Origin of the sequence: Neptuniibacter sp. (genome assembly GCF_024231755.1) — a bacterium.
In the GTDB taxonomy this organism is placed as follows: domain Bacteria; phylum Pseudomonadota; class Gammaproteobacteria; order Pseudomonadales; family Balneatricaceae; genus Neptuniibacter.
In genome coordinates this window covers 1-20,510 of the sequence record NZ_JAAEQH010000112.1, presented here as the reverse complement: position 1 = coordinate 20,510, position 20,510 = coordinate 1, and the positions used below count along the sequence as shown (strand labels likewise).

At 46.8% G+C, this 20,510-nt stretch carries 22 protein-coding genes; 10 read left to right on the top strand and 12 right to left on the bottom strand.

Annotation, left to right across the window (positions count from 1 at the left end):
- Nucleotides 1-138: 138 nt before the first annotated feature.
- Nucleotides 139-1,287 carry a flagellar assembly protein T N-terminal domain-containing protein gene (locus GY843_RS06065; RefSeq protein ID WP_297307571.1) on the top strand — a complete coding sequence of 383 codons (1,149 nt, stop codon included), beginning with the start codon at nt 139-141 and terminating at the stop codon, nt 1,285-1,287.
- A 54-nt stretch (nt 1,288-1,341) separates the two neighbouring features.
- Here GY843_RS06065 and GY843_RS06060 read toward each other — a convergent pair whose 3' ends face one another.
- Nucleotides 1,342-1,998, bottom strand: coding sequence for an OmpA family protein (locus tag GY843_RS06060; RefSeq protein WP_297307569.1), 657 nt, complete (start codon nt 1,996-1,998; stop codon nt 1,342-1,344).
- Between the two features lie 232 nt (nt 1,999-2,230).
- Here GY843_RS06060 and GY843_RS06055 point away from each other — a divergent pair, with 232 nt between their 5' ends.
- Together GY843_RS06055 and GY843_RS06050 are read left to right on the top strand one after the other, a co-directional pair.
- Complete coding sequence (locus GY843_RS06055; RefSeq protein WP_297307567.1) at nt 2,231-4,141, top strand: beta-ketoacyl synthase; 1,911 nt, start codon at nt 2,231-2,233, stop codon at nt 4,139-4,141.
- A 37-nt stretch (nt 4,142-4,178) separates the two neighbouring features.
- Complete coding sequence (locus tag GY843_RS06050; RefSeq protein ID WP_297307565.1) at nt 4,179-4,589, top strand: hypothetical protein; 411 nt, start codon at nt 4,179-4,181, stop codon at nt 4,587-4,589.
- Here the strand turns inward: GY843_RS06050 and GY843_RS06045 are convergent.
- From GY843_RS06045 to GY843_RS06035, 3 genes are all read right to left on the bottom strand, one after another.
- Nucleotides 4,573-5,343 carry a TatD family hydrolase gene (locus tag GY843_RS06045; protein WP_297307563.1) on the bottom strand — a complete coding sequence of 257 codons (771 nt, stop codon included), beginning with the start codon at nt 5,341-5,343 and terminating at the stop codon, nt 4,573-4,575. The two genes, GY843_RS06050 and GY843_RS06045, sit on opposite strands and share 17 nt — an antisense overlap.
- A gap of 151 nt (nt 5,344-5,494) precedes the next feature.
- Nucleotides 5,495-7,081: a peptide chain release factor 3 gene (locus GY843_RS06040; protein WP_297307561.1), complete on the bottom strand. Its 1,587-nt coding sequence runs from the start codon at nt 7,079-7,081 to the stop codon at nt 5,495-5,497.
- 256 nt (nt 7,082-7,337) lie between these two features.
- Nucleotides 7,338-7,985, bottom strand: coding sequence for a LexA family transcriptional regulator (locus tag GY843_RS06035; protein WP_000854920.1), 648 nt, complete (start codon nt 7,983-7,985; stop codon nt 7,338-7,340).
- A gap of 117 nt (nt 7,986-8,102) precedes the next feature.
- Between GY843_RS06035 and GY843_RS06030 the strand changes: the two genes are divergently transcribed.
- The 7 genes from GY843_RS06030 to eexR are packed head-to-tail and all read left to right on the top strand — an operon-like array spanning nt 8,103 to nt 11,775.
- On the top strand, nt 8,103-8,354 hold the full coding sequence (locus tag GY843_RS06030) for a helix-turn-helix domain-containing protein (protein WP_022609764.1): 252 nt from the start codon (nt 8,103-8,105) through the stop codon (nt 8,352-8,354).
- 55 nt (nt 8,355-8,409) lie between these two features.
- Nucleotides 8,410-9,279: a hypothetical protein gene (locus GY843_RS06025; RefSeq protein ID WP_028867980.1), complete on the top strand. Its 870-nt coding sequence runs from the start codon at nt 8,410-8,412 to the stop codon at nt 9,277-9,279.
- Nucleotides 9,266-9,928 (top strand): DUF6475 domain-containing protein, encoded by a 663-nt coding sequence (locus GY843_RS06020; RefSeq protein WP_007105460.1) that lies wholly within the window; start codon nt 9,266-9,268, stop codon nt 9,926-9,928. The genes GY843_RS06025 and GY843_RS06020 overlap by 14 nt, the downstream gene beginning before the upstream one ends.
- Nucleotides 9,915-10,463: a lytic transglycosylase domain-containing protein gene (locus GY843_RS06015; RefSeq protein ID WP_025610846.1), complete on the top strand. Its 549-nt coding sequence runs from the start codon at nt 9,915-9,917 to the stop codon at nt 10,461-10,463. Before GY843_RS06020 ends, GY843_RS06015 begins: the two co-directional genes overlap by 14 nt.
- Entirely contained in the window at nt 10,460-10,759 is a 300-nt protein-coding gene (locus GY843_RS06010) for a flagellar transcriptional regulator FlhD (protein ID WP_000210563.1), read from the top strand. The genes GY843_RS06015 and GY843_RS06010 overlap by 4 nt, the downstream gene beginning before the upstream one ends.
- Nucleotides 10,756-11,289 (top strand): FlhC family transcriptional regulator, encoded by a 534-nt coding sequence (locus GY843_RS06005; RefSeq protein WP_000566755.1) that lies wholly within the window; start codon nt 10,756-10,758, stop codon nt 11,287-11,289. The genes GY843_RS06010 and GY843_RS06005 overlap by 4 nt, the downstream gene beginning before the upstream one ends.
- A 54-nt stretch (nt 11,290-11,343) precedes the next feature.
- Nucleotides 11,344-11,775, top strand: a complete 432-nt coding sequence (gene eexR, locus GY843_RS06000) for an entry exclusion protein EexR (protein ID WP_297307528.1) — start codon at nt 11,344-11,346, stop codon at nt 11,773-11,775.
- A 105-nt stretch (nt 11,776-11,880) separates the two neighbouring features.
- Here the strand turns inward: eexR and merA are convergent, their stop codons facing one another.
- The 8 genes from merA to traF all read right to left on the bottom strand — a co-directional run.
- Nucleotides 11,881-13,554 (bottom strand): mercury(II) reductase, encoded by a 1,674-nt coding sequence (merA, locus tag GY843_RS05995; RefSeq protein ID WP_028867977.1) that lies wholly within the window; start codon nt 13,552-13,554, stop codon nt 11,881-11,883.
- Nucleotides 13,555-13,591: 37 nt separating this feature from the next.
- Complete coding sequence (gene merC, locus GY843_RS05990; protein WP_196575170.1) at nt 13,592-13,999, bottom strand: organomercurial transporter MerC; 408 nt, start codon at nt 13,997-13,999, stop codon at nt 13,592-13,594.
- A gap of 15 nt (nt 14,000-14,014) precedes the next feature.
- Nucleotides 14,015-14,290 carry a mercury resistance system periplasmic binding protein MerP gene (gene merP / locus GY843_RS05985; RefSeq protein WP_028867975.1) on the bottom strand — a complete coding sequence of 92 codons (276 nt, stop codon included), beginning with the start codon at nt 14,288-14,290 and terminating at the stop codon, nt 14,015-14,017.
- 59 nt (nt 14,291-14,349) lie between these two features.
- Nucleotides 14,350-14,697 carry a mercuric transporter MerT family protein gene (locus tag GY843_RS05980; RefSeq protein WP_028867974.1) on the bottom strand — a complete coding sequence of 116 codons (348 nt, stop codon included), beginning with the start codon at nt 14,695-14,697 and terminating at the stop codon, nt 14,350-14,352.
- 84 nt (nt 14,698-14,781) lie between these two features.
- Nucleotides 14,782-15,171 carry an Hg(II)-responsive transcriptional regulator gene (gene merR, locus GY843_RS05975; RefSeq protein WP_028867973.1) on the bottom strand — a complete coding sequence of 130 codons (390 nt, stop codon included), beginning with the start codon at nt 15,169-15,171 and terminating at the stop codon, nt 14,782-14,784.
- Nucleotides 15,172-15,268: 97 nt separating this feature from the next.
- Nucleotides 15,269-18,838, bottom strand: coding sequence for a conjugal transfer protein TraG N-terminal domain-containing protein (locus tag GY843_RS05970; RefSeq protein WP_297307523.1), 3,570 nt, complete (start codon nt 18,836-18,838; stop codon nt 15,269-15,271).
- A 3-nt stretch (nt 18,839-18,841) separates the two neighbouring features.
- Nucleotides 18,842-20,230 (bottom strand): conjugal transfer protein TraH, encoded by a 1,389-nt coding sequence (locus tag GY843_RS05965; RefSeq protein ID WP_297307522.1) that lies wholly within the window; start codon nt 20,228-20,230, stop codon nt 18,842-18,844.
- Between the two features lie 2 nt (nt 20,231-20,232).
- The coding region (traF, locus tag GY843_RS05960) for a conjugal transfer protein TraF (protein ID WP_297307520.1) at nt 20,233-20,510 on the bottom strand (278 nt) is incomplete at its 5' end.

Genomic DNA, 20,510 nt, shown 5'->3' with positions numbered 1-20,510 from the left:
CCAAGCGACAATTACATACTGTCACATACTGTTCCTCTATGTTTAATCGGTCGGCATGCAGATATGTTTAATAGCTTATTCAGAACTAGCCTCATCGCGATACTTCTCTTTTTCACTGGATATGTGCAGGCTACGGTTGTGGAAGCCGAAGGCAGAGCAATCATTGAAAACAACGATCTGGCTGCAGCACGTGAGGCAGCAATTCTGGATGCCACCCAACAAGCATCAATGCATGCCGCAGTTTTCATCTCAAGCAACCAAGTTGTGCGTGACGGTATTTTAGAGATCGACAACATGGAGATCAGCACCCTAGGGCAGGTAAGCAACATCCAGGTTTTGGATGAAAAAGTGATCGGCAATATTCTTCATGTCCGAATTATAGCTGACGTTCTCATTGATACCGGCTGCAAGAATGGCGTCACCAATAAATATGTAAAAAGCCTTGCTCTGGCAGCCTTCCCGCTGGAAAACCTTGGCCAGGCTAAACTCGGCAACCTGCATGATGCCCCGCTCGCTTTCCCGAGACAACTGACTCAACTGTTCAACCAGAGCAAAACCCTGACCGCCCTAAATGCCGGGCGTATCAATTTTTACCCCGATCCTTCTCTCGCAGCCACATCTCAATTAAGCGATGGAGCTCTCAGCAGCATGCTGAGCAATATCAAGAAGATGGACGTTAATTATGTGGTTTCCGGCGTAATCAAAGATATGTCCATAGTTGACCCCAGTACCTACAATGAAGATAACTACTTTGTAGACCTTTATAATCGATCTAAATACCTAAACCAAAAACCTCTTCGTAACCTGCGCGCATTCACAATCGATTTGTTTGTTCACGACGGTTTTTCAGGCAATTTAGTCATGCAGAAAAGCTATCAAACGGCAGGATTATGGGACCTGGACCCCAGTATCAAAACAGGGTTTTCCAGTACCAGTTTTGCGCAAGAGGATTACGGCCAAAAAATTCAGGAACTTCAGCAGCAGATCGTTAATGATTTGACTGAAAATCTTCTATGCGAACCCTTCACCGCACGTATTACCAATAGCCAGGATAAAACCATCTGGATCTCAGCGGGTTCTGCTCAAGGTGTAAAAATAGGGGACAAACTTACTGTTTACCGCCGCTCAACCTTCTACACACCTGATATGCGCCCTCAAACACAGTTAATGAATACCCAGCAGACACTAGTGATAAAGGACGTGCAAAACAGTTTTGCATCGGGGCAGATAAAAGGCGCTGTAGAACAGTTCAATATCAGACCGGGCGATCTGGTTATCGCAAACTGAAAATAAAGAATTAGAGCCCTCTTGGGCTCTACGGAATCTATATAGCTTTAAAGACTAGCTTCGCTGACCACTGATATTAATTTCAACACGGCGGTTTTGTGCTCGACCATCTGCTGTGTCGTTATCAGCAACCGGGTATCTCTCACCATAACCACGTGCATTAATTCGCAACTGATCAACCCCAGAATTTACCAGATAATCCCCTACTCGCGCTGCACGACGCTCTGACAATTGCTGGTTGTATTCAAATGACCCCGTACTATCAGTAAAACCATCAACATTAAGCTCGGTTTTATCAAACTTAACCAATACCCTAACCACTGAATCCAACACCGGATAGAAATTGGCTGCAATCTGATCAGAATCCAATGCAAAGGTAATATTGCCCGGCATGATGAGACGAATTGAATCACCCACTCGTTCCACCTGAACACCGGTGCCTTGCAGCTCCTGACGTAACAAGGCTTCCTGCTGATCCATGTAATAACCAATACCGCCACCAACAGCTCCGCCAACTAAAGCTCCGGTCAGTATTCCTTTCTTACGATCCCCTTTGCTGGAAACCGCAGCACCCAATACAGCACCAGCAGCAGCCCCAATACCCGCACCTTTTGCAGTATTTCCAACTTTCTGCTCACCGGTATACGGGTCAATTGTCTGACAACCGGCAGTGACGGCCGCAAGAGCACAAATAGCAACAAACTTTCTCATAACCACTCCAGTGAAAAATCTTTCCTAGATAATATACATTCAATACTTAATATTCGCTGACTTATGCAGATAAATACTCTTTTCGAACTAGTCAGTTTCATGAAACACCGATAAAATGTTCTGTTTAAGGTAAGGATCTCGCCATCACTGCTATCAATTGTTTACTACAGCAGTTTTAGGAATAGATCTGAATATTGATTACTTCTGTTACATCCATCCTGAGGAGAACGAATTGTCCCAGCTTCCTGTCATTGTTGGTTTTGGGGGTATTAACCCTGCTGGACGCGCCTCATTTCACCACGCTTACCGACGCTTGATTCTTGATAAACTGGATCCAGAAAGTCGCGCTGAGACTCTGTTAGATTTAGCAATGCTGACCGGCCTTGCCTCGTCAGAAGATGGGCAATACCAGACTCAGGATGGACAGACGTACTCAATCGAAGGGCTTATCAAAGAACTTGAGCCACAATTGCTAGACAGCACTCTGATCCGCCGCATCGAAAAAGACTGTTTTGACGTTGACCAGGTTATGTTCAACAAGCAGGCGTCCCTGAACTGTGGCGACAATACGCTGAAATTCCGATTACGGAAACGTCAGATGCCGGTTAATGTCCCTGAACACTGGCAAGTAACAGAAACAGCCCCTGGCCAATACGATATAGAAGTTAGCGGTCAGATGGACGTCATTCTTCCGGATTCAAAAACCGCTGCAGTACAAGCCGCTGGGCAGCTGCCTTCAGGCTTTACCCCTGGTAAGCTGTACCAATCTCGCAACCATCCACGCAACCTGCAGATGACAGTTTACGCGGCCTCGGATGCCCTATCTTCAACTGGCATTCCATTTGAGAAGATTACGGAAAAGGTAGCCCCTGACCAGATTGCAGTTTACGCCAGCAACTCCATTGGTCAGCTAGACGATTATGGTTTTGGAGGCCTGACCAAATTTCCAGCCATAGGTAAACGCACTACATCTAAGCAGATGCCTCTGGGTTACGCGCAGATGCCTGCTGATTTTGTTAACGCATATGTTCTCGGCAATGTAGGTACAACAGGTGGGGCTCTTGGGGCCTGCGCAACGTTCCTCTACAACCTGCGCAGCGCCGTAAATGATATCCGTTCAGGTCGCCGTAAAGTTGTCCTTGTCGGAGGCAGCGATGCCCCCGTTACCCCAGAAATAATCGAAGGCTTCCGTGCTATGGGAGCCCTGGCAGAGGACAAAGCTCTACTGGCTCTAGATAATCTAACTGAGCTTTCCGAACAGGATTACCGTAAAGCCTGCCGTCCATTTGGTAATAACTGTGGTTTTACTATCGGCGAGAGTAGTCAGTTCGTCTTGATGATGAGCGATGACTTAGCAATTGAGCTTGGCGCCGAAATTTACGGAGCAGTACCTGAGGTGTTTGTAAATGCTGACGGTCACAAGAAGTCAATCTCTGCTCCAGGCGTTGGTAACTATATTACCCTGGCAAAATCCGCCGCTTTGATCAAAAAGATGCTGGGTGAAGAGTCTCTTAAAGAACGCAGTTTTGTACAAGCTCATGGTACAAGTACCCCTCAAAACCGGGTAACAGAGTCTCACGTTATTAACGAAACCGCTAAAGCATTTGATATCCAGAACTGGCCGGTTGCAGCAGTTAAATGCTATCTGGGGCACTCTCAAGGCACCGCAGGTGGCGATCAGCTAAGCACATCCCTAGGAGTCTGGAAATATGGTTATATTCCAGGCATCGTCACAACACCCGAATTTGCTGAAGATGTGCATCAGAGCAATCTGCTGCTAAGCAATCAGCATATTGAGGTAGGCGTTACCGGCATGGATTCTGTTCTACTGAACTCTAAAGGCTTTGGTGGCAACAACGCCTCCGCCCCAGTTTTAGCTCCCCATGTTGTTAATTCCATGCTGGAGAAGCGTTACAGCAAAGAACAGTTGAGCTGTTATAGAGATAAACTAGAACAAACCCGCGCTGCTGCATCAGCCTATGACCAATCAGCACTGCGTGGAGATGCTAATCCTATATATCTCTACGACAACAATGTCCTTCAGGGGGAAGATCTTAAAATTAGTGACCGCCAGATTGAGTTACCAGGTTACAACAACCCAATCAGTCTGGATGTAGATAACCCATTTGATGATATCTGCTAAAGATCTCCGAAGCTGAATTAAATAAAAGGAAGCAAATATGCGTACCGCTCTTATTTTTCTAGCACTTATAGGCCTTAGCGGCTGCGTAAGTATGGACTCGCTAACATCACGCGACAAACCTGAAGCGGACACAAGCTATTACCTGATTGATACCAAGTATCGTTTTTTCTGCCTCGGGAATACAAAGTCATGTAGAGACATGACAAAAATCGTGTCATCCAGAGCAAAACTAGTTCCGATTGAAAAGGCATACAATCAAAAAGTAAAAGGTCCAAACTACCCTGTTTCATTAACGCGCATCCTTAAGCAGCCAAATGACAACAGCTACCAAGCAAAAGCCATTGGACAAGAGGGCCGCTTTTTCCAGATACCTGTAAATGAAAAAACAAAAATTGTTTGGAAAGTACTAACTGATATCGAAACAGAGATGTTTAGCGCAGGCTCTTAATAATCTGTTTGGCATTCTGGGAAGTGATAGCGGACACAAATTCCAACGGACAGGAACGAAGTTTCGCCATCACTTCAGCCACCTCGACCACTCGCTGCGGCAAATTTATTTCACCCCTATAATTTGCTAAAGGCATATCCGGAGCATCCGTTTCCAGAACAAAGCCTTCTAGCGGCAAAGTCTCGACAATACTGCGTAATTTTTTCGCCCGCTCATATGTCAGAGTCCCTCCAATACCCAGCTTAAAACCCAATTGGAGATACTGTTCAGCTTGCTGCCTACTACCAGAATAAGCATGGACGATACCGCCACGAGAAAGCTTTGCTGATCGAAGACTCTTTAACATTTGATCATGTGCTTTACGGACATGCAGTAACACGGGCAGATCATATTTCTGAGCCAACTCCAGCTGCCCTTCGAGATAGAATAATTGCTGCTCAAGATCCGCCCCTGAAATAAACAGATCAAGGCCGATCTCACCTACAGCACAGATGTTCCCTCTACTCAGCAACTCATCTAATAGCACCAAATTCTGTGGTTTATGCTGTTCCAAAAAACAAGGATGCAAACCCAAAGCGGGATGAAACATTGGCTGCGAACCAGCAATATCAAGTAACGTAGTCCATTTTTCAGCGGTTACCCCAGGCACAACAATGTCGGATACACCAACATCACAGGCCCGCTCTCGAACCTCAGATCGTTTTTCTGCAAAGACGGGGAAATCAATGTGGCAATGAGTATCTATAAATTGCATAGGTGTAGCTTATGCAGCAAAACTGCAAGCAGCAAGCAGCAAGCAGCAAGCAGCAAGCAGCAAGCAGCAAGCTAGTAGTGAGGTATTTCTATGCAGGGCAGGTCAAGAAATTGAACGGGGGGACAGATTTAAATCTGTCCCCATCAAAAGTTTAATGCTCACGCGTTGCACGGAAAGCAACCTCTGGCCAACGCTCTTCAGCAAGGCTCAGGTTTACTCGAGTTGGCGCCAGATAGGTCAACAGGCCACTGCCATCAATAGCTAAGTTGTCGTGATTCTTCTTCTGGAAGTCAGAAAGCATCTTATCATCATCGCACTCAGCCCAACGCGCCGTCTGCACACTGATCGGCTCGTATTTACACTCAACCTTGTATTCATCTTTCAGGCGGAATACAACAACGTCAAACTGCAGCTGACCGACTGCCCCAAGAATCAGATCGTTGTTTTTCAACGGCTGAAACAACTGCACGGCTCCTTCTTCCGATAGCTGCTGCAGACCTTTTTGCAACTGCTTCATTTTCAGAGGATCAAGCGGACGCACACGACGGAACATTTCAGGTGCAAAATGAGGAATACCGGTAAATTTAAGCTCTTCACCAGCTGTAAAGGTATCACCAATCTGGATCGTACCGTGGTTATGCAAACCGATGATATCGCCCGACCATGCTTCCTCTACATTCTCACGATCACCCGCAATAAAGGTTACCGCATCAGCGATTTTCACATCCTTTTTGATACGTGAATGACGCATCTTCATGCCTTTGCTGTACTTACCAGAACAGATACGCATGAAAGCAATACGGTCTCGGTGTTTCGGATCCATATTGGCTTGAATCTTAAAGATAAAACCACTGAATTTTTCTTCAGCCGGTTCAACTTCACGGGTTAACGTCGCACGCGGCATTGGTGCAGGCGCCCACTCAACGAAATCATTCAGCATTTCACGTACACCAAAGTTCGCCAAAGCCGTACCAAAGAAGACAGGGGTCAGTTTACCCGCCATGAACTCTTCTTGGTCAAACTCATGAGTTGCACCCCGTACCAGCTCAACTTCATCAAGAAAGTCTTCGTAGATATCACCTAAAAGCTCTTTTGCTTCATCACTCTCAAGACCTTTAACCTGGACATCTTCAGGAATAGTATGACCTTGGCCCGGCTGGAAGACGTGAATCGTATCGGTATAAAGGTTATAAACACCTTTAAAACGCGGCCCCATCTCGATTGGCCAGGTGATAGGCGCAGCAGCAATCTTCAGAACTTCCTCGATCTCGTCGAGCAGCTCAATAGGATCACGAATCTCACGGTCCATTTTGTTCACGAATGAAAAAATAGGTGTGTCACGCAGGCGACAAACTTCCATCAACTTAATGGTTCGATCTTCGACACCTTTCGCACCATCCACAACCATTAACGCAGAATCCACCGCCGTTAAGGTGCGGTAAGTATCCTCAGAGAAATCTTCGTGGCCCGGAGTATCCAGCAGGTTAACCATTCGACCGTTATACGGGAACTGCATCACCGACGAGGTGATCGAGATACCACGCTCCTGCTCCATCGACATCCAGTCAGATGTAGCCATACGATCACCTTTTTTCCCTTTTACGCTACCCGCTTGCTGAATCAACTGCCCGAATAACAACAGTTTTTCAGTAATGGTGGTTTTACCCGCATCGGGGTGGGAGATGATAGCAAAGGTCCTTCGCTTATTGATTTCATTAAGAAAATCTTGGTTTGCCATGTATAAATTCTTTTAGTTTGTACACGGATTTGTACACACTTTTGGAAGTACTCTCTTTTCAGTTCTTCGCTTGTCAAATCCGTCGTGTTAATCGTAATTGGCCGCTATTTTCGCTGATCTTGACTTTATAAACAATCAATGGTTATCTAATCGGTTACCATTTACTCTCAGCGTGCACCAATGCTCAGTTGTAGCTGTTTGCAATCGTTGCTTCTTCAGCTAATGAACAACTGTGGCTAAACCACAAATTCCTTCGCTACCAGAAATCGATGATAGCTTGTCGTACTACACCGATGATGGTGCAGTTGCCGTTGATCGGTATTGCAGGGTATTGCGGGTTCAAAGGTTTTAGATACTTCTGTTCACCATCAATAACCAACTGCTTAAAGGTTGCTTCTTTCGAATCATCCAAACGCGCAACAACCAATGAACCTGAAGAGTAAGGTAACTCAGGATCAACAACGATCACTGCCCCCTCAGGTATGGATTTTTTTCCGCTTGGATTTTCCATACTGTCGCCTTTTACGCGAAGTGCGAAACAACCCTCATGTGCTTTCCCAGTGACTTCACGCCACTCCTCAGCATCTTCATGGGCAAATCCCTCCGCTATTTCAGTCCAATCACCGGCCTGAACCCAGTTAATGAGAGGAATTCTTCCCTTAATATCAGGCCCGACTTCTACATTACCGACCCCCAAGCCAATCTCGCCATCACCTGTGGCGAGCCAATGAGCATTCACGCGAAGCGCCTCCGCGATCTGCATGGTGTAACGAGACCTAGCCGATTTACCAGAGCAAATCTGGCTGATCGACTGCTGTTTGATACCAATGCGACGAGCCAACTCAGACTGAGTTACCCCAGTAAGCTGCAAGGCATGGTTTAGTCGTTCGGATAAAGTTTTCATAAGCCCGCATTCTACAAATAAAACTGTAGTCTTTCAACAATTTTAACTGTTGACTTATCTACAGTTTAAACTGTAACATTCAATCTTGTAACAGTTATTATTGTAACAGGAGACGGTATGGAAGTGTTCAAAACGACACAAAAACATCTCCGCCGTGCCATTGACTTGGTCGGCGGGCAATCAGCATTAGCAAGAGCCATCAACTCAAAACAGCAAAACGTCTGGTTTTGGTTGAATAAATCAGGGCGTGTTCCCGCTGAATTCGTTTTACCCATCGAACAAGCTACGCAAGGACAGGTAACCCGATCTCAGTTAAGACCGGACATCTACCCCGAATGCCAAAGCGAGCTGAAAGCCAGTAACCAGTAGGATTAAGGGCAAGTAATGGTCAGCATTTTACGTAAATACAAAAGCGAGTACCTCCATGCGTGATTATGGCAAGGTCTATACCCGCTTTTGGCTAAAGCAAAACGTTTTGTCCTGGAGTGACTCAGCGAAGTTGCTAGGACTGTATTTGCTTACATGCCCACATTGTAATTTGCTTGGCTGCTTTCGATTGCCGATTGGTTACGTCGCTTCTGACTTGAACTGGGATGAGCAACAGGTTGCCAAGGCTCTAAATGAGTTAGAACAAGATCAGTTCCTCATTCGTTGCGAGGAATCCGGTTGGACTTTGATTCGGAGCTTTCTGAAGCACAACCCAATCGAAAACCCAAACCAAGGTAAAGCAGCCTTTCGGTTGCTTAAAGATGTACCTGCCGACTTCATTGGTATGGTATCACTTTTGAAATCTCTTGCCGCTTTTCAAGCTCGGCTACCAGAAGAATTTTCATCATTGTTTATGCCTGATGGCAACCCGGTAAGGGACTCTCAACGGTCGGATGACTCTGAGGGAAGCAATAAACCAACAGTTAAAACTGTTGACCACATACAGTTTGAAGACTTCTGGGATGTACAAATACGCAAAGAAAAAAAAGCGAAAGCCAAAGAAGAATGGCTACGCATGGGCCTCAATGAAGACCATGAACTCGCCTTGGAAGTGCTAACACGCTGGAAAGAGCAACGAGAAAACCGATTGCAGTATCAAGATCGGACTAAGACCCCTATGCCACATAACTGGCTTTTAAACCGGCAATGGGAAGACGAGTACGTTCGCATTGATGAAGTACAGCAATCATCGACGAGCCTAAAGGGCAGCAATCACCAATTGAATATTGAAGAAAGCAATCGCCGCATTGCTGAAAGCTGGGCCGGACCGGGTATTCGGGAGGTTCGTTCAAGTGCAGGAGGTTGATAAACGCGAGTTTGCTGAAGTTTGGGGAGCAGCTTGGGCCATGTATGGCAAAAGCGTATCACCGCAATTGCTATCCATCGCATTTGAAGCCCTTCGTGCTTATAGCATTGAAGAAGTGCGAATCGGTCTGACTCGGCATATTCAATCACCGGATACTGGGCAATTTTTTCCAAAGCCCGCTGACGTCATCAAGCATATCGATGGCAACTCGGGTTCAAGAGCCATGGTTGCTTGGAACAAAGTTGACAAGGCTGTTCGTCAGGTTGGCGCTTGGACATCCGTGATGTTTGACGATGCGCTTATCCACCGCGTGATTTCAGACATGGGTGGATGGGTTGAACTCTGCAAGGTTGATGACAGGGAATACCCCTTTAAGCAAAAAGAGTTTTTAACACGCTACCAGGCTTACTTGCTACGGGACGAAGTGGGTGAATACCCAAGGCTATTACAGGGTATTGCAGACCATCAGAACCAGCAAAAAGGATTTGATATGCAAGCGCCTGTTGCCGTAGGCGACTGGTCAAAAGCGGCACAAGTTTATACGAGAGGCATCGCCGACTTTAGCGCAGTGCCATTAAAAAGAATAAGCCCGAAAGCCATTCAGGCGCTTCTCGGAAATCAATTAGAGGACAAAAATGAAAACGATTAAAGCAAAAACCATTGCCCTAGTGATAGCCATGTCCGCAAGCACTTCAGTCTATGCGTTTCCGGGCTATCAGTGGGAAAAAGCAGCACAAAGTGTTGGTATTGATCCAGTCATGCTCTACGCCGTTGCCTTGGCTGAGTCGGCCTCACATCGAGGTCTTAACATGACCAGTCCATGGCCATACGCAATTCGCAATGGTTCAAATGCAACCTACGCCAAATCTAAGACAGAAGCGGAGCAACTGTTAAACCAAGCACTGCAAGAGAGTGAAAAATACCAGCTCGATATTGGCCTAATGCAAATCAATTTGCATTGGCATGGGCATCGGGTGAGCTCAGCGGCGGAACTGCTAGACCCCATCACCAACCTTACCGTCGGCTCCAGTATTTTGGCCGAAGCAATCAAGTCTTCACCTAACGATTTAGAGCTTGGCATAGGCCGCTATCACAGTTGGAACGAAGAGCGTGCACGCTGGTATGGGCAAAGAGTGCTTTCTATTTATCGCAATATTTTACATGAACTGGAGGTCCGTCAATGACAACCAATCAACAAGACTTCTATCAATTAAACTTGGCGTACCTGCACGCAGCACGGGAATTGGCGCGCATTGATCCGCAAGAGGCGGTCTTGCGCTTTGGACTTACACGCGACGTGGTGGATGCACTTATTAATGCCGGTGTTGACGACCTGCAACGAGTGGCGACCTCATCATTCATGCTGTTTCAACCAAGGGGTAACCAAAGCCAACTGATTGAGATGGTGAAGAGCAAAGGCACAGGTATCCCAAGAATCGCTTATTTATTATCAACCCTAAACAACAAGGGGGATGCATGATTGATAACCTGTCCAAAAGTGAGCTGTTTACCCGAGCCTCGCTGCTTATTAAATACGGATTTCGAACAACCATTATCGCGCTCGATACAGGTTTGCCAATCCACATTATCAGAAGGCTCCACAAAGAAGTGACTGGCAAGTCACCTTGTCCTGGTCAATTGCCAGAATCTGATGCCATCGTCAAAAGCAGAAGAGCATTAGTTGAAGGCTCCCTGCTTATGGCGCTTTATGTCAATATTGGTGGTGATAATGTCTACAAGCAATTAAATATCGATGCTTTGATGAAGGCTTACGATGCGTATTTGGTTGCAAGAAAAGAAGCAGATCTTCCAGCTGAGATCCCCTGGAAAAAACTGACCATCAATGAAGGTTGGGTTCTAGCTCGTGATTTAAGATCACAGCTAGCATCCTTACACCGGTGTCGATGCGGCAGTCTGTATTTGACGGTATCTCAACAGCGCATTCAGCTTAAATGTCCTGTGTGCGAGATTATGGCCGAGCAAACCACTAGAGCACTTTTTGAGAACTAAAATGCTGATGCATGATTTGATTGTGCACCGCCCGTGCACTTTGAGAGTACTAAGATGATAAAATTACTTAAATCTTTACCAGCACGCTGCTGGGTTATATCACTGGGGCTTTTTCTGGCGACTTTGGCTGCGGCTCATTTTTTTCCCTCAGAAATATTAACGGCATCTGCCAAGTTAGCGGCTTTGCCATTTCTGATTTGCACCATCGTTTTTTTCAGCTACTTGGGATTCAAAGCAATTGCTAGTCCTATCGGCCTTATAACCATCACCACTATGTTTTTAGCAATCGCATATTGGCAAGCGAGTTGGACAATTTTATGTGTCGGTTTAGCCTTCTTAGGCTTAAGCGGACTAATCCATTTATTTCAAAGACAACTGAAAGATACCGGTCGAGAACTAAGCCTGAGCGAAAAAAAATATTGGTACTGGGTAAACGAATTTGCAGATGGTCGCTCATCTATCCTCCCTAAAAAAACAAGGTCATAGTAAATTGACTGCTTTTTTACTTATACTCAAAAAATTGATTGGCACTTTCGTACTACGAATGAAAAATGCCATTTCCATCAATGAATACGGATCAACTCAAGTTCGTTACCCAGCACAACAGGACAGTTCTTTGACATCCTTGTTAAAGGTTTGGGCGCAGAGCTTCAAACCCTCCACCATAGTCAGGTAAGGGAAAAGCTGGTCGGCTAATTCCGTCACCGTCATACGGTTGCGGATCGCCAGCGCCGCACTCTGGATCAGTTCTCCACCTTCATGCGCCAGAATCTGCGCCCCGATCAGGCGGCCAGTGGCTTTTTCCGTCACCAATTTGATAAAACCATCGGTCTCGAAATTCGCCAGTGCGCGCGGCACGTTCTCCATCTCCAATACACGACTGTCGGTTTCAATGTCTTGTGCGTTGGCTTGCTCTTCCGTGAGCCCAACAGTTGCCACCTGGGGATCGGTAAAAATCACTGCTGGCATGGTGGATAGATCCAGTTTGGCGTATCCGCCCGTCATGTTGATGCCGGAACGGCTACCGGCGGCCGCGGCGACATAGACGAATTGCGGCATGTTGCAGCAGTCTCCGGCGGCGTAAATACCGGGAACATTGGTTTCCATGCGTTCGTTAACAACGATTTCGCCCTTTTTGTTGGTCGTAACACCCACCGCGCCCAGATTGAGTTGGCAAGTATTGGCGTGTCGCCCGGTGCTTACCAGCAAACGATCGCAGCGTAGATCGCCCGCGTTAGTTTCCAATGTAAATTGGCTTCCATCGTGGGTCACCTTGGTAGCTTGCGTACTGTTTAATACTCGAATGCCTTCTTTTTCAAAACATCCGGTGAGTTTTTCACCGAGCAAGGGATCTTCCCGATAAAGCAATGTATGTCTTGCTAATATGGTGACTTCACTGCCTAAACGGCGATAAGCCTGGGCAATTTCCAGCGCTACAACCGACGAACCAATCACGACCAGGTGCTGCGGCAATTCCTGAGCAAACAGCGCTTCGGTAGAGGTCCAATAAGGTGTTTCAGTTAAACCATCAATAGGAGGAATGGTTGGCGTGGAGCCGGTAGCGATCAGGATTTTATCGGCGTGAACTGCCTGCTCGGTTCCATCATTTTTTCTGACTATCAGGGTGTTGGCATTTTTAAATTGCGCCCAACCTTTAAGTAAACTAAGCGCAGGATTTGTCTCCAGAATATTCTGGTACTTTGCCGCGCGCAGCTCTTCGACCCGAGCGGTCTGCTGCTGAGTCAACAAGGCTCGACTCAATTGGGGCGCATGATTTTCCAGTCCGGTAAAGGGATTATTGCGTTGCTGCTGAGCCAATTGAGCGGCGCGGATTAGAATTTTTGAGGGTACGCAGCCGACATTCACGCAACAGCCGCCAATCACATCGGCTCCCTCAATAAGAGTGACCTTGGCACCACCTTCAGCGGCTTTAATAGCGCAGGCAAAAGCGCCGGAACCCGTACCGATAATCGCCACGTGTTGAGTTTGGTTGCTTTCAGTGTTGCTTGCATTTTCGTTGTCACAGCAGTCGTTCGGTGAAGTAATTTCTTTTGCAGTGCCAGTGGATTCTTTTGCGATATAACCGAGAGCTTCTATTGCTCCAATGAGAACGGTTACGCTGACCCCACCGTTCGTGGTGATCGTTGCTCTGGCGTTTTCATAAGATATTTCAACCTTATTAACGCCTTCGATCGCATCGAGTGCTTCTTTAACGTGGGCGACGCAACTTGGACAGGTCATCCCTTCTATCGATAGTAAGATCATTCGTTTTCCTCAAATAGTAGTCAGGCATTGCGTCGTGTTAAACAGCACAGCTGTCATCATCACAGCGTTTATTCGCCGGTGAAAAAATATCCCAAAGCGATACGGCAACCATCAGGCCTAATGCTGAATAGGTGACATAGCTGCTCCAGCCGTACTGGAAAAACGGATAGAGCGATAACAGCAATAAAATGGGGCCGGCCACACCCAGCGCACTACGGTGCCATTGCCGGTGGCTGAACCAGCCAAGTCCGTTGAGTACCAAGGCAATCCAGGCAAACAGGGGTAATAGCGTGCTAACAAACAGACCTTCCCATTGGCTGAGAAAACCCAGTCCTACCGCAGCGCCCAGACTGGCAATGGCCGGGAAACACATGGCGCATCCCATAGCAGAAACCAGCGCGCCCAATGAGCTAATCTTATCGCCGAACCGGGTCAGTAACCGTATTAGCATTTCTATGCTTTACTCCTTGAGCGTTGACGGATAACCCGCGTTAGTGGTGGCTTCGGTCAGTGCTTTTACCGTGGTTTTTTCGTCGTCGAAGGTGACCACCGCCAGTTTGGTCTTAAAGGTCACTTCGGCTTTACTGACGCCATCGACTTTTTGTAAGGCTTTTTCCACGGTAAAGGGACAGGTCACACAGTTCATGGTTGGGACTTCCAAAGTAACTGTTTTCGGGGCAGCTAAAGCGTTCAGGCTGGTCAGTACGAACAGGGACATTAGGGCGAGTGTTTTCATAATTTTCTCCAAGAGCAAGCCATAAAGATTTAATCAAAATAAAAGGTTAGAAATCGTCATCAGGCAAACCAGACAATCCAATAATTACTGGTGACTAAAACCAACGCAGTCAGTGCCGTTAACCAAAAGATCACCTGCCGACGTTTTCGCACTTGAGGAACTGCACAGGCGGTGCCTGGCTCACAGTCCTCGACGGGGCGATAGACCTTCCAGCCTGCGAAGCCAAATAAGGCTAAAACCAGCAGGATAAAAATGGGACGATAAGGTTCTAACAAGGTTAAATTACCAATCCAGGAGCCACTCACGCCTAGCAGCAACAAGACGAAAGGACCAGCGCAGCAAAGACCAGCGCCAATAGCGGCAATAACACCGCCGATGATTGGAAAGTTGGGATTACTTTTTGACATAACTCACTCTACTTATCGTACTTTAGTAAAACAAGCTTAAACCCCGTACCCAACTACGGAGTCAAGATAAAATTTGACTCATTATTAATCTTCAGGAAGTAGGGAATCAATAATGGGACAGTGGGATTGGTTAGTATTAGAATTACACTCATTCAATAATTCTGTGAGAACGGTTTCTAAGCGGCGAAGACCTGCTATTTTGGCTTTCACACTTGCAAGCTTGTGTAAAGTCATTTCTTGCACTTCTATACAGGGAGTGTCATTAAGGCTGAGTAAATTGGAGATTTCTTCCAAAGTGAACCCAAGATCTTGGGAACGTTTAATGAATTTTATTCGGTTTAATGTTGCCAAAGGATAAAGTCGGTAGCCTAGATGCGGTTTTTCAGGTTTTTCTATAAGACCACGTCGTTCGTAATAACGAACAGTCTCAACATTGATACTAGCTTGTTCGGCTAATTTTCCAATTGTGTACATGTGTTATATTTCTCCGTATCTAAGTACGGAGAAATATATCCCTATCTACGTAATTAAGCCATAAAACTTCGTTAGCCTTGAGCTTCTACTCCTTGTTTTATTTATTTCCTGATGCCTGGTTATATGCCCTAATATCGATCAAGTTGTTCTGAGCATAATCTCCCGCAAGGGATGCATTTGAGATCACTGCAATCTGCTTATCCACAAATGCTTTATCTTCATCAGACACACTGTCAGAGATGTAAGCGCCACTCTCATCCTTTTGACGATACTCATTTAGCATTTGCTCCCTTAGACCAAGCATTTCAGGCGACCAACTCGATGAGTCTTCAGAGTTGAAAACGCGCCCCGCCAAACCTTCATTGAAAGCTTGAGCGAAAACTTGACTTTGAATCGGGGTCAATCCCATTCTCTGCCCTTCGCTGTATGCTTCCTGTTTAAAATCATCAGCATACTGCTCTAGAAACTCACCATATCGATTATTAACTGCCGCACCGAATGCCCCCGCCAACATGGCTTCAGACTTAGTGCCCCAGTTTACTTCGGAGGCATACTGCGAACTCGATCCACTGTATGCATCATTAAACGCCGTCAATGGGTTTTCCAAAGAGGTTCCGGCATCAACGGCGGCTTTTAAGCCATCCCAGGTTGATTTGCTGGCCACAGTAGCGTTGTGCAAGAAACCTCGTGAGCCAGGATCTTCAAGCGCTTGTTCTTTGTAACTCTCATAGTCTTCGCCAAAGTGATTCAGGGTATGCAGAGCTGCATCAGTATGCTTGCCACTGAAATCACCAATAGCACTGGCGCTGTTGAAGAACATTTCAGCACCAGAAACTCCGCTATCATCAGCCATAATACGTGATCGCCACTGAGATCCAGCTTCACTGTTTAGTTCAGATTGATAGGTACTTGTGTCAGTAGCTACGGCCTGTTGGGCTTGCTGCTGATGCGCATTCAACTGTCCATCTATACCAGACAGATTGGTTTGGTAAGCCGATTGAGCTGCGTTGAACTGAGTTTGAACTGTTGCTGCATCCTCGTAGCCGCCCAATACACCCGATTCAACTTGGCTTTGAGCACCACCAAAAGTAGGTGCAGCTGATGACAAGCCTTCATTAGAGCGCGGTTGAATTGATCGTAAATCGGCTCCGGTAGCCATGGCCATAACAGTCATTGCTGCTTGATAATCATTGTCTCGTTCAGCGGGCGTTGAGGAGTTGCTATAGGTTAAAGACTCCATAGCTGCGGCCACATACGCCTGATTATCATCAGGTAGCAAGCGCTGATACATTGGAAGGTTTTCACGTAATCGGTTACCTGCTTCAACATGCTGGTTCATATAGCGACCTAAATAATCCATGACTTCAGGATTATCCGCTGCTAATCGAGTTAACGTCGAACCATCCGTGTTCCTTTGTCCTGATAGACTGTAGCTGGCCTGATCGAGCTCACTAAAGCGGTTTGATGCCGTGACAACGTCTTGTGCTGAACTCTGAAGAGACTGATAGTCTTGGTTAGACAAGGACATTTCAACGCCAGAACGTCTTGAATCTGAAAGGTCCTTAACCATTGCATCGCGATACTCTGCACGTCGTGAATCACTTGATGCCAAGCTTTGCATCTCCCCAGTGAGCGTATTTGCGGTCGTAGATCGAGAACTGCCCTCTGATGACTCAACTTGGCCACTAAAGTTACCACCTAAATCCAAGCCTGCTCGTACCCTTGATAGTTTTGGTACACGAGATGAGTCTGGCTTTTCGACTCCTGGCAAGTTGCCCTGTGGAGAATCATTGCCGCCAGTGCCAAGAAGCCTTCCAAGAAAACCCTTATCAGCAACTTCTTTCTCACCGGGATTCGTAATAGTTCCATCGCCACCGACCCTTAGGCCTCCCGATAACACGCCAGATACCAAGCCACGTACAGCGTCTTTTTTATCGTCTCCGAAACCATACCGTGTTTGCAGGTCATCCGTAACCTGATTAACAACGGCGCTAGATGCGGAGTTAGATGAGCCGATCTGACGTCCAACCGAAGACAGGTTGTCGTAACTTAGCTTTTCACCAAAAGTTCGACTCATGGTATTCCCAACCTGACGACTAAAGGCTTGGGTTGCCTGAGTCATGGATTCTTTTGCAGAGCCGACCATTGAACCCACTGCGTTTCCGACAGAGAAACTGCTTAGTAGGTTTGACGCGCCGGTCATAGCAGAACCCGTAAGGGCTGAATTTTGGAACATTGACTGTGATTGCATTACCGGAGCATTTTTCACGACATCTGGACTTGCCAGCTTTTCATCAATGGCATCACCGTTTTGAAGACGACCAGCCAAGTGGGTAGCGGTTATTGCTGAGCCATACACGAGCATGAGCGAAATCGCCGGAACACTCGACGCCAACATGCCGCCAGTAGCTATCCAGGTTTGCAGCACTGAATCCATCTGCATCATCCCGGCAAAAGATGGCACTTCTGTACCTGCAAAGGCATCAAGAGCCGACATTTTCCCTGCAACGGTTAAATGAATATACAGGTTAATGATGGCCATGACAGGCATCCAAAGTTGAATCCAAAGCAGGATTAACAAGTACTTCCCAGCCATTCGCATCCCGATTTGGCCAAGGGCTATCACAAAGGCCATCAAAGGGGTGATGGCGTAAATGAAACCCTCAAAAAACGTCATCATCGGACGAACGATACTTTGGAAAAGAGTCTGCTCCGCCGCCCATTGTGTATTGCGCTGTTCAATCGCTTGGTTAACCATAACGGCGGCGGTGAAAGCTTGATCATCCATATACTTGCCGGTCACGCTTTGCTCATAAATAGGCAAAAGCACTGACGCGGTCATGTACTCTTGGGTGTTAACCGAAGCCAAACCAAGGTTATTTAGTGCATTTCGGATCACGTCATCAGTGTCAGTGGCTGACGAAGTCCCCAATGAGGCTGACAGAACCTGTTTAAGCCTCGGAATGAAGGTTGATTCTGTCATGAGTTTCAGTTGGCTATAGGCATCGGTGCAGTCCAGATCGCTACTGCTACCACTGAGCATGATGCGCGTGCCATAAATGCGCGAATCAAACCTAATCGCAGTCATCGGGTTAGGATCACTCAGCACCTGATCGAGGTTCTTTTGGCCAATGTCGATACCAATCAAGGTGCACTCTTTAATGTAGTTAAACCACGATTGCTCGATATCCGAGCCGCCGACACGATTTGCATCACCCAACCCAGAGCGATCCATCACCTGTTTTCTCACTTTAATCAGTGACTGTAAACTGGATGCAAAGCCGTATTCCGTCATGGCGGGAGTTGAGAACGCCGTTTCAAACAATCGCGTGATTTGAAAGCCAACAGTTGAAATCGTACTACCTGCGGCAGCAACACCGATGGGCACATTATCAACCACTCGAACTTGCCCCGTGTACGCATCCTCAATGCTCACTCGGGTACTGGGTCCAAACATGGTTGCAAAGACTAACCATGAGACTAAAACGTGTTGAAAGTTAATGCCACGACCGCCTTGCATTAAGGCCTGAACAGAGACCATCAATACCCCAATGAGCAAGCCAATGCGAACCATTGAAGTAAAGTCGCCTGTACCAGTAATCATCGCGACAGCGTTCAAGACCTGCTCTAAAAATGCCGAATCCCCGATGGAATAGATCTCCCACATGACCTATTCCCCCAGTGCCGTAGATTTAACGGTGTAATAACGCTGTTTGCGAATGGTCTGAATCACCTGGTTAAAATGCGCCAGCAATTCTTGCTCTGAGCCGTATCTTCGCTGCAACGCAGCGTACTCCTCATTGATTTGGCGACGTGCACGTTCAAGGTCTTCCGTTAATAACTTCGCATAGGCATGATCTTCCACACCGGAGGTACTTCTAGCTGCATTGAGCATGTCTTCAACCAATGCTCGGGCCATCTCAACAGCAATAAATGGCGCAGCTCTTGAAGCAAACGACCTAGCAGCCCCTTCATTTAATGCAGAAAGTGTTCGAATCATGCCGCCAATGCTTGCAGGAGCCGAGGTCATAAAAGCTTTTTCAGTGGTGCTAGCTGCCCCTGTATTTCGAGCAAATTTAAAAATAATGCCGTTACTAGAACCTGTACCTAGAAGTAAATTTTCTACCTGGGTTGATAACCCAGTAAGAGTCACGTTAGTAATTGTCGGGTTCAGACAACCGTCTTGCGTCACTGTGTCACATCGGTACATAGCGACGTTACCGCCATGAATTAGATGCTCAATAGTCACTTTATTGCCATTCAGTCTGGTCAGTTTTGGGGCTTTACCTTGACCATCAGCCGCATTCGCTAAATCACCAACGATGATCGAGCCCGTCACGGACATAACCGCTTCAAGAAAACGGTCATCCCCCGATGCAAACCAGCTTGATGCCGAGTGACGTTTCAGTGCTCGCCAAACCAAGTTGCCTTTAATCGTTTTGTTCACATCAGATGCCGCGACACTTGAAGCATTCTCGTAAGGGTTCTTACCATTGGATTCACTCCAACTGGTAAAAATGTCTCCAGCCCCTTTAAGTGAGCTCAACATGCTGGCTTCTGTTTGCCCCTTTTTACCAAAAGCAGCCAAGGTATCGTTCACGACTCCCTGAGCCATTTGACAGGAATTGCCAAAATACTCGTTCAACTGCTGAATTTTCTTTTGCAGAGTCTCCATGTGCTGGGAACATTTCTCACACATAGCACTGAGCGCCAATTGGAATGCGTACCCTTTGGCATTTGCTGCTACAGAGCGAAGTAACTGAACAAACTGATCCGCGTTAACAAATGACAAACTTCCAGCGAACATATCAATGCCGCCACAACCGGCTTGGAATGACGGTGGCACCATAGAGACGAGGTTCTCATTCATGATCCTGTTACGAACAACAACGCTTCCGCCAGATATAACGCCACGCCGCTGACTCTCGAATACACCAGGCGCAGTGCTGTTGGTCATTGAACCAAACAACTGGTTCATCTCCTGTTGTAAGCTTGCTTGGCTCATAGACGAAAAACCAATCGCACAGGCGATTAGCGATACTTGGAATACTTTTTTCATCGTTATAACCCTCCTTGTGCACGCAGATAGCGAACAAGGAACTCAGGGCCCTGCAATATCTTCTCGTTAAGCTCTTGGGCTGACATCGCGAGTGACACGCCGGGTTGAACAGGTCTGGTGGCATAGTAAGTTTGATCGTCAATCCAACCGGCTTGATGAGCTGCAAGAATGATTCGATTATTGAGCTCATCAAGGCTCATTGCGCCTTGGCCAATAGGAGTAATGACATTAGGCGGATCAACTAAGAACACGGCAGGGACAGTCGTAACGGACAAGGATT

Excerpts from the sequence above, each read along its gene's own strand:
- GY843_RS06060 (WP_297307569.1), bottom strand. The coding sequence starts at position 1,998 with ATGAGAAAGTTTGTTGCTATTTGTGCTCTTGCGGCCGTCACTGCCGGT.
- GY843_RS06050 (WP_297307565.1), top strand. The coding sequence starts at position 4,179 with ATGCGTACCGCTCTTATTTTTCTAGCACTTATAGGCCTTAGCGGCTGC.
- GY843_RS06045 (WP_297307563.1), bottom strand. The coding sequence starts at position 5,343 with ATGCAATTTATAGATACTCATTGCCACATTGATTTCCCCGTCTTTGCA.
- GY843_RS06040 (WP_297307561.1), bottom strand. The coding sequence starts at position 7,081 with ATGGCAAACCAAGATTTTCTTAATGAAATCAATAAGCGAAGGACCTTT.
- GY843_RS06035 (WP_000854920.1), bottom strand. The coding sequence starts at position 7,985 with ATGAAAACTTTATCCGAACGACTAAACCATGCCTTGCAGCTTACTGGG.
- GY843_RS06030 (WP_022609764.1), top strand. The coding sequence starts at position 8,103 with ATGGAAGTGTTCAAAACGACACAAAAACATCTCCGCCGTGCCATTGAC.
- GY843_RS06025 (WP_028867980.1), top strand. The coding sequence starts at position 8,410 with ATGCGTGATTATGGCAAGGTCTATACCCGCTTTTGGCTAAAGCAAAAC.
- GY843_RS06015 (WP_025610846.1), top strand. The coding sequence starts at position 9,915 with ATGAAAACGATTAAAGCAAAAACCATTGCCCTAGTGATAGCCATGTCC.
- GY843_RS06010 (WP_000210563.1), top strand. The coding sequence starts at position 10,460 with ATGACAACCAATCAACAAGACTTCTATCAATTAAACTTGGCGTACCTG.
- GY843_RS06005 (WP_000566755.1), top strand. The coding sequence starts at position 10,756 with ATGATTGATAACCTGTCCAAAAGTGAGCTGTTTACCCGAGCCTCGCTG.
- eexR (WP_297307528.1), top strand. The coding sequence starts at position 11,344 with ATGATAAAATTACTTAAATCTTTACCAGCACGCTGCTGGGTTATATCA.
- merA (WP_028867977.1), bottom strand. The coding sequence starts at position 13,554 with ATGATCTTACTATCGATAGAAGGGATGACCTGTCCAAGTTGCGTCGCC.
- merP (WP_028867975.1), bottom strand. The coding sequence starts at position 14,290 with ATGAAAACACTCGCCCTAATGTCCCTGTTCGTACTGACCAGCCTGAAC.
- GY843_RS05980 (WP_028867974.1), bottom strand. The coding sequence starts at position 14,697 with ATGTCAAAAAGTAATCCCAACTTTCCAATCATCGGCGGTGTTATTGCC.
- merR (WP_028867973.1), bottom strand. The coding sequence starts at position 15,171 with ATGTACACAATTGGAAAATTAGCCGAACAAGCTAGTATCAATGTTGAG.
- GY843_RS05970 (WP_297307523.1), bottom strand. The coding sequence starts at position 18,838 with ATGTGGGAGATCTATTCCATCGGGGATTCGGCATTTTTAGAGCAGGTC.
- GY843_RS05965 (WP_297307522.1), bottom strand. The coding sequence starts at position 20,230 with ATGAAAAAAGTATTCCAAGTATCGCTAATCGCCTGTGCGATTGGTTTT.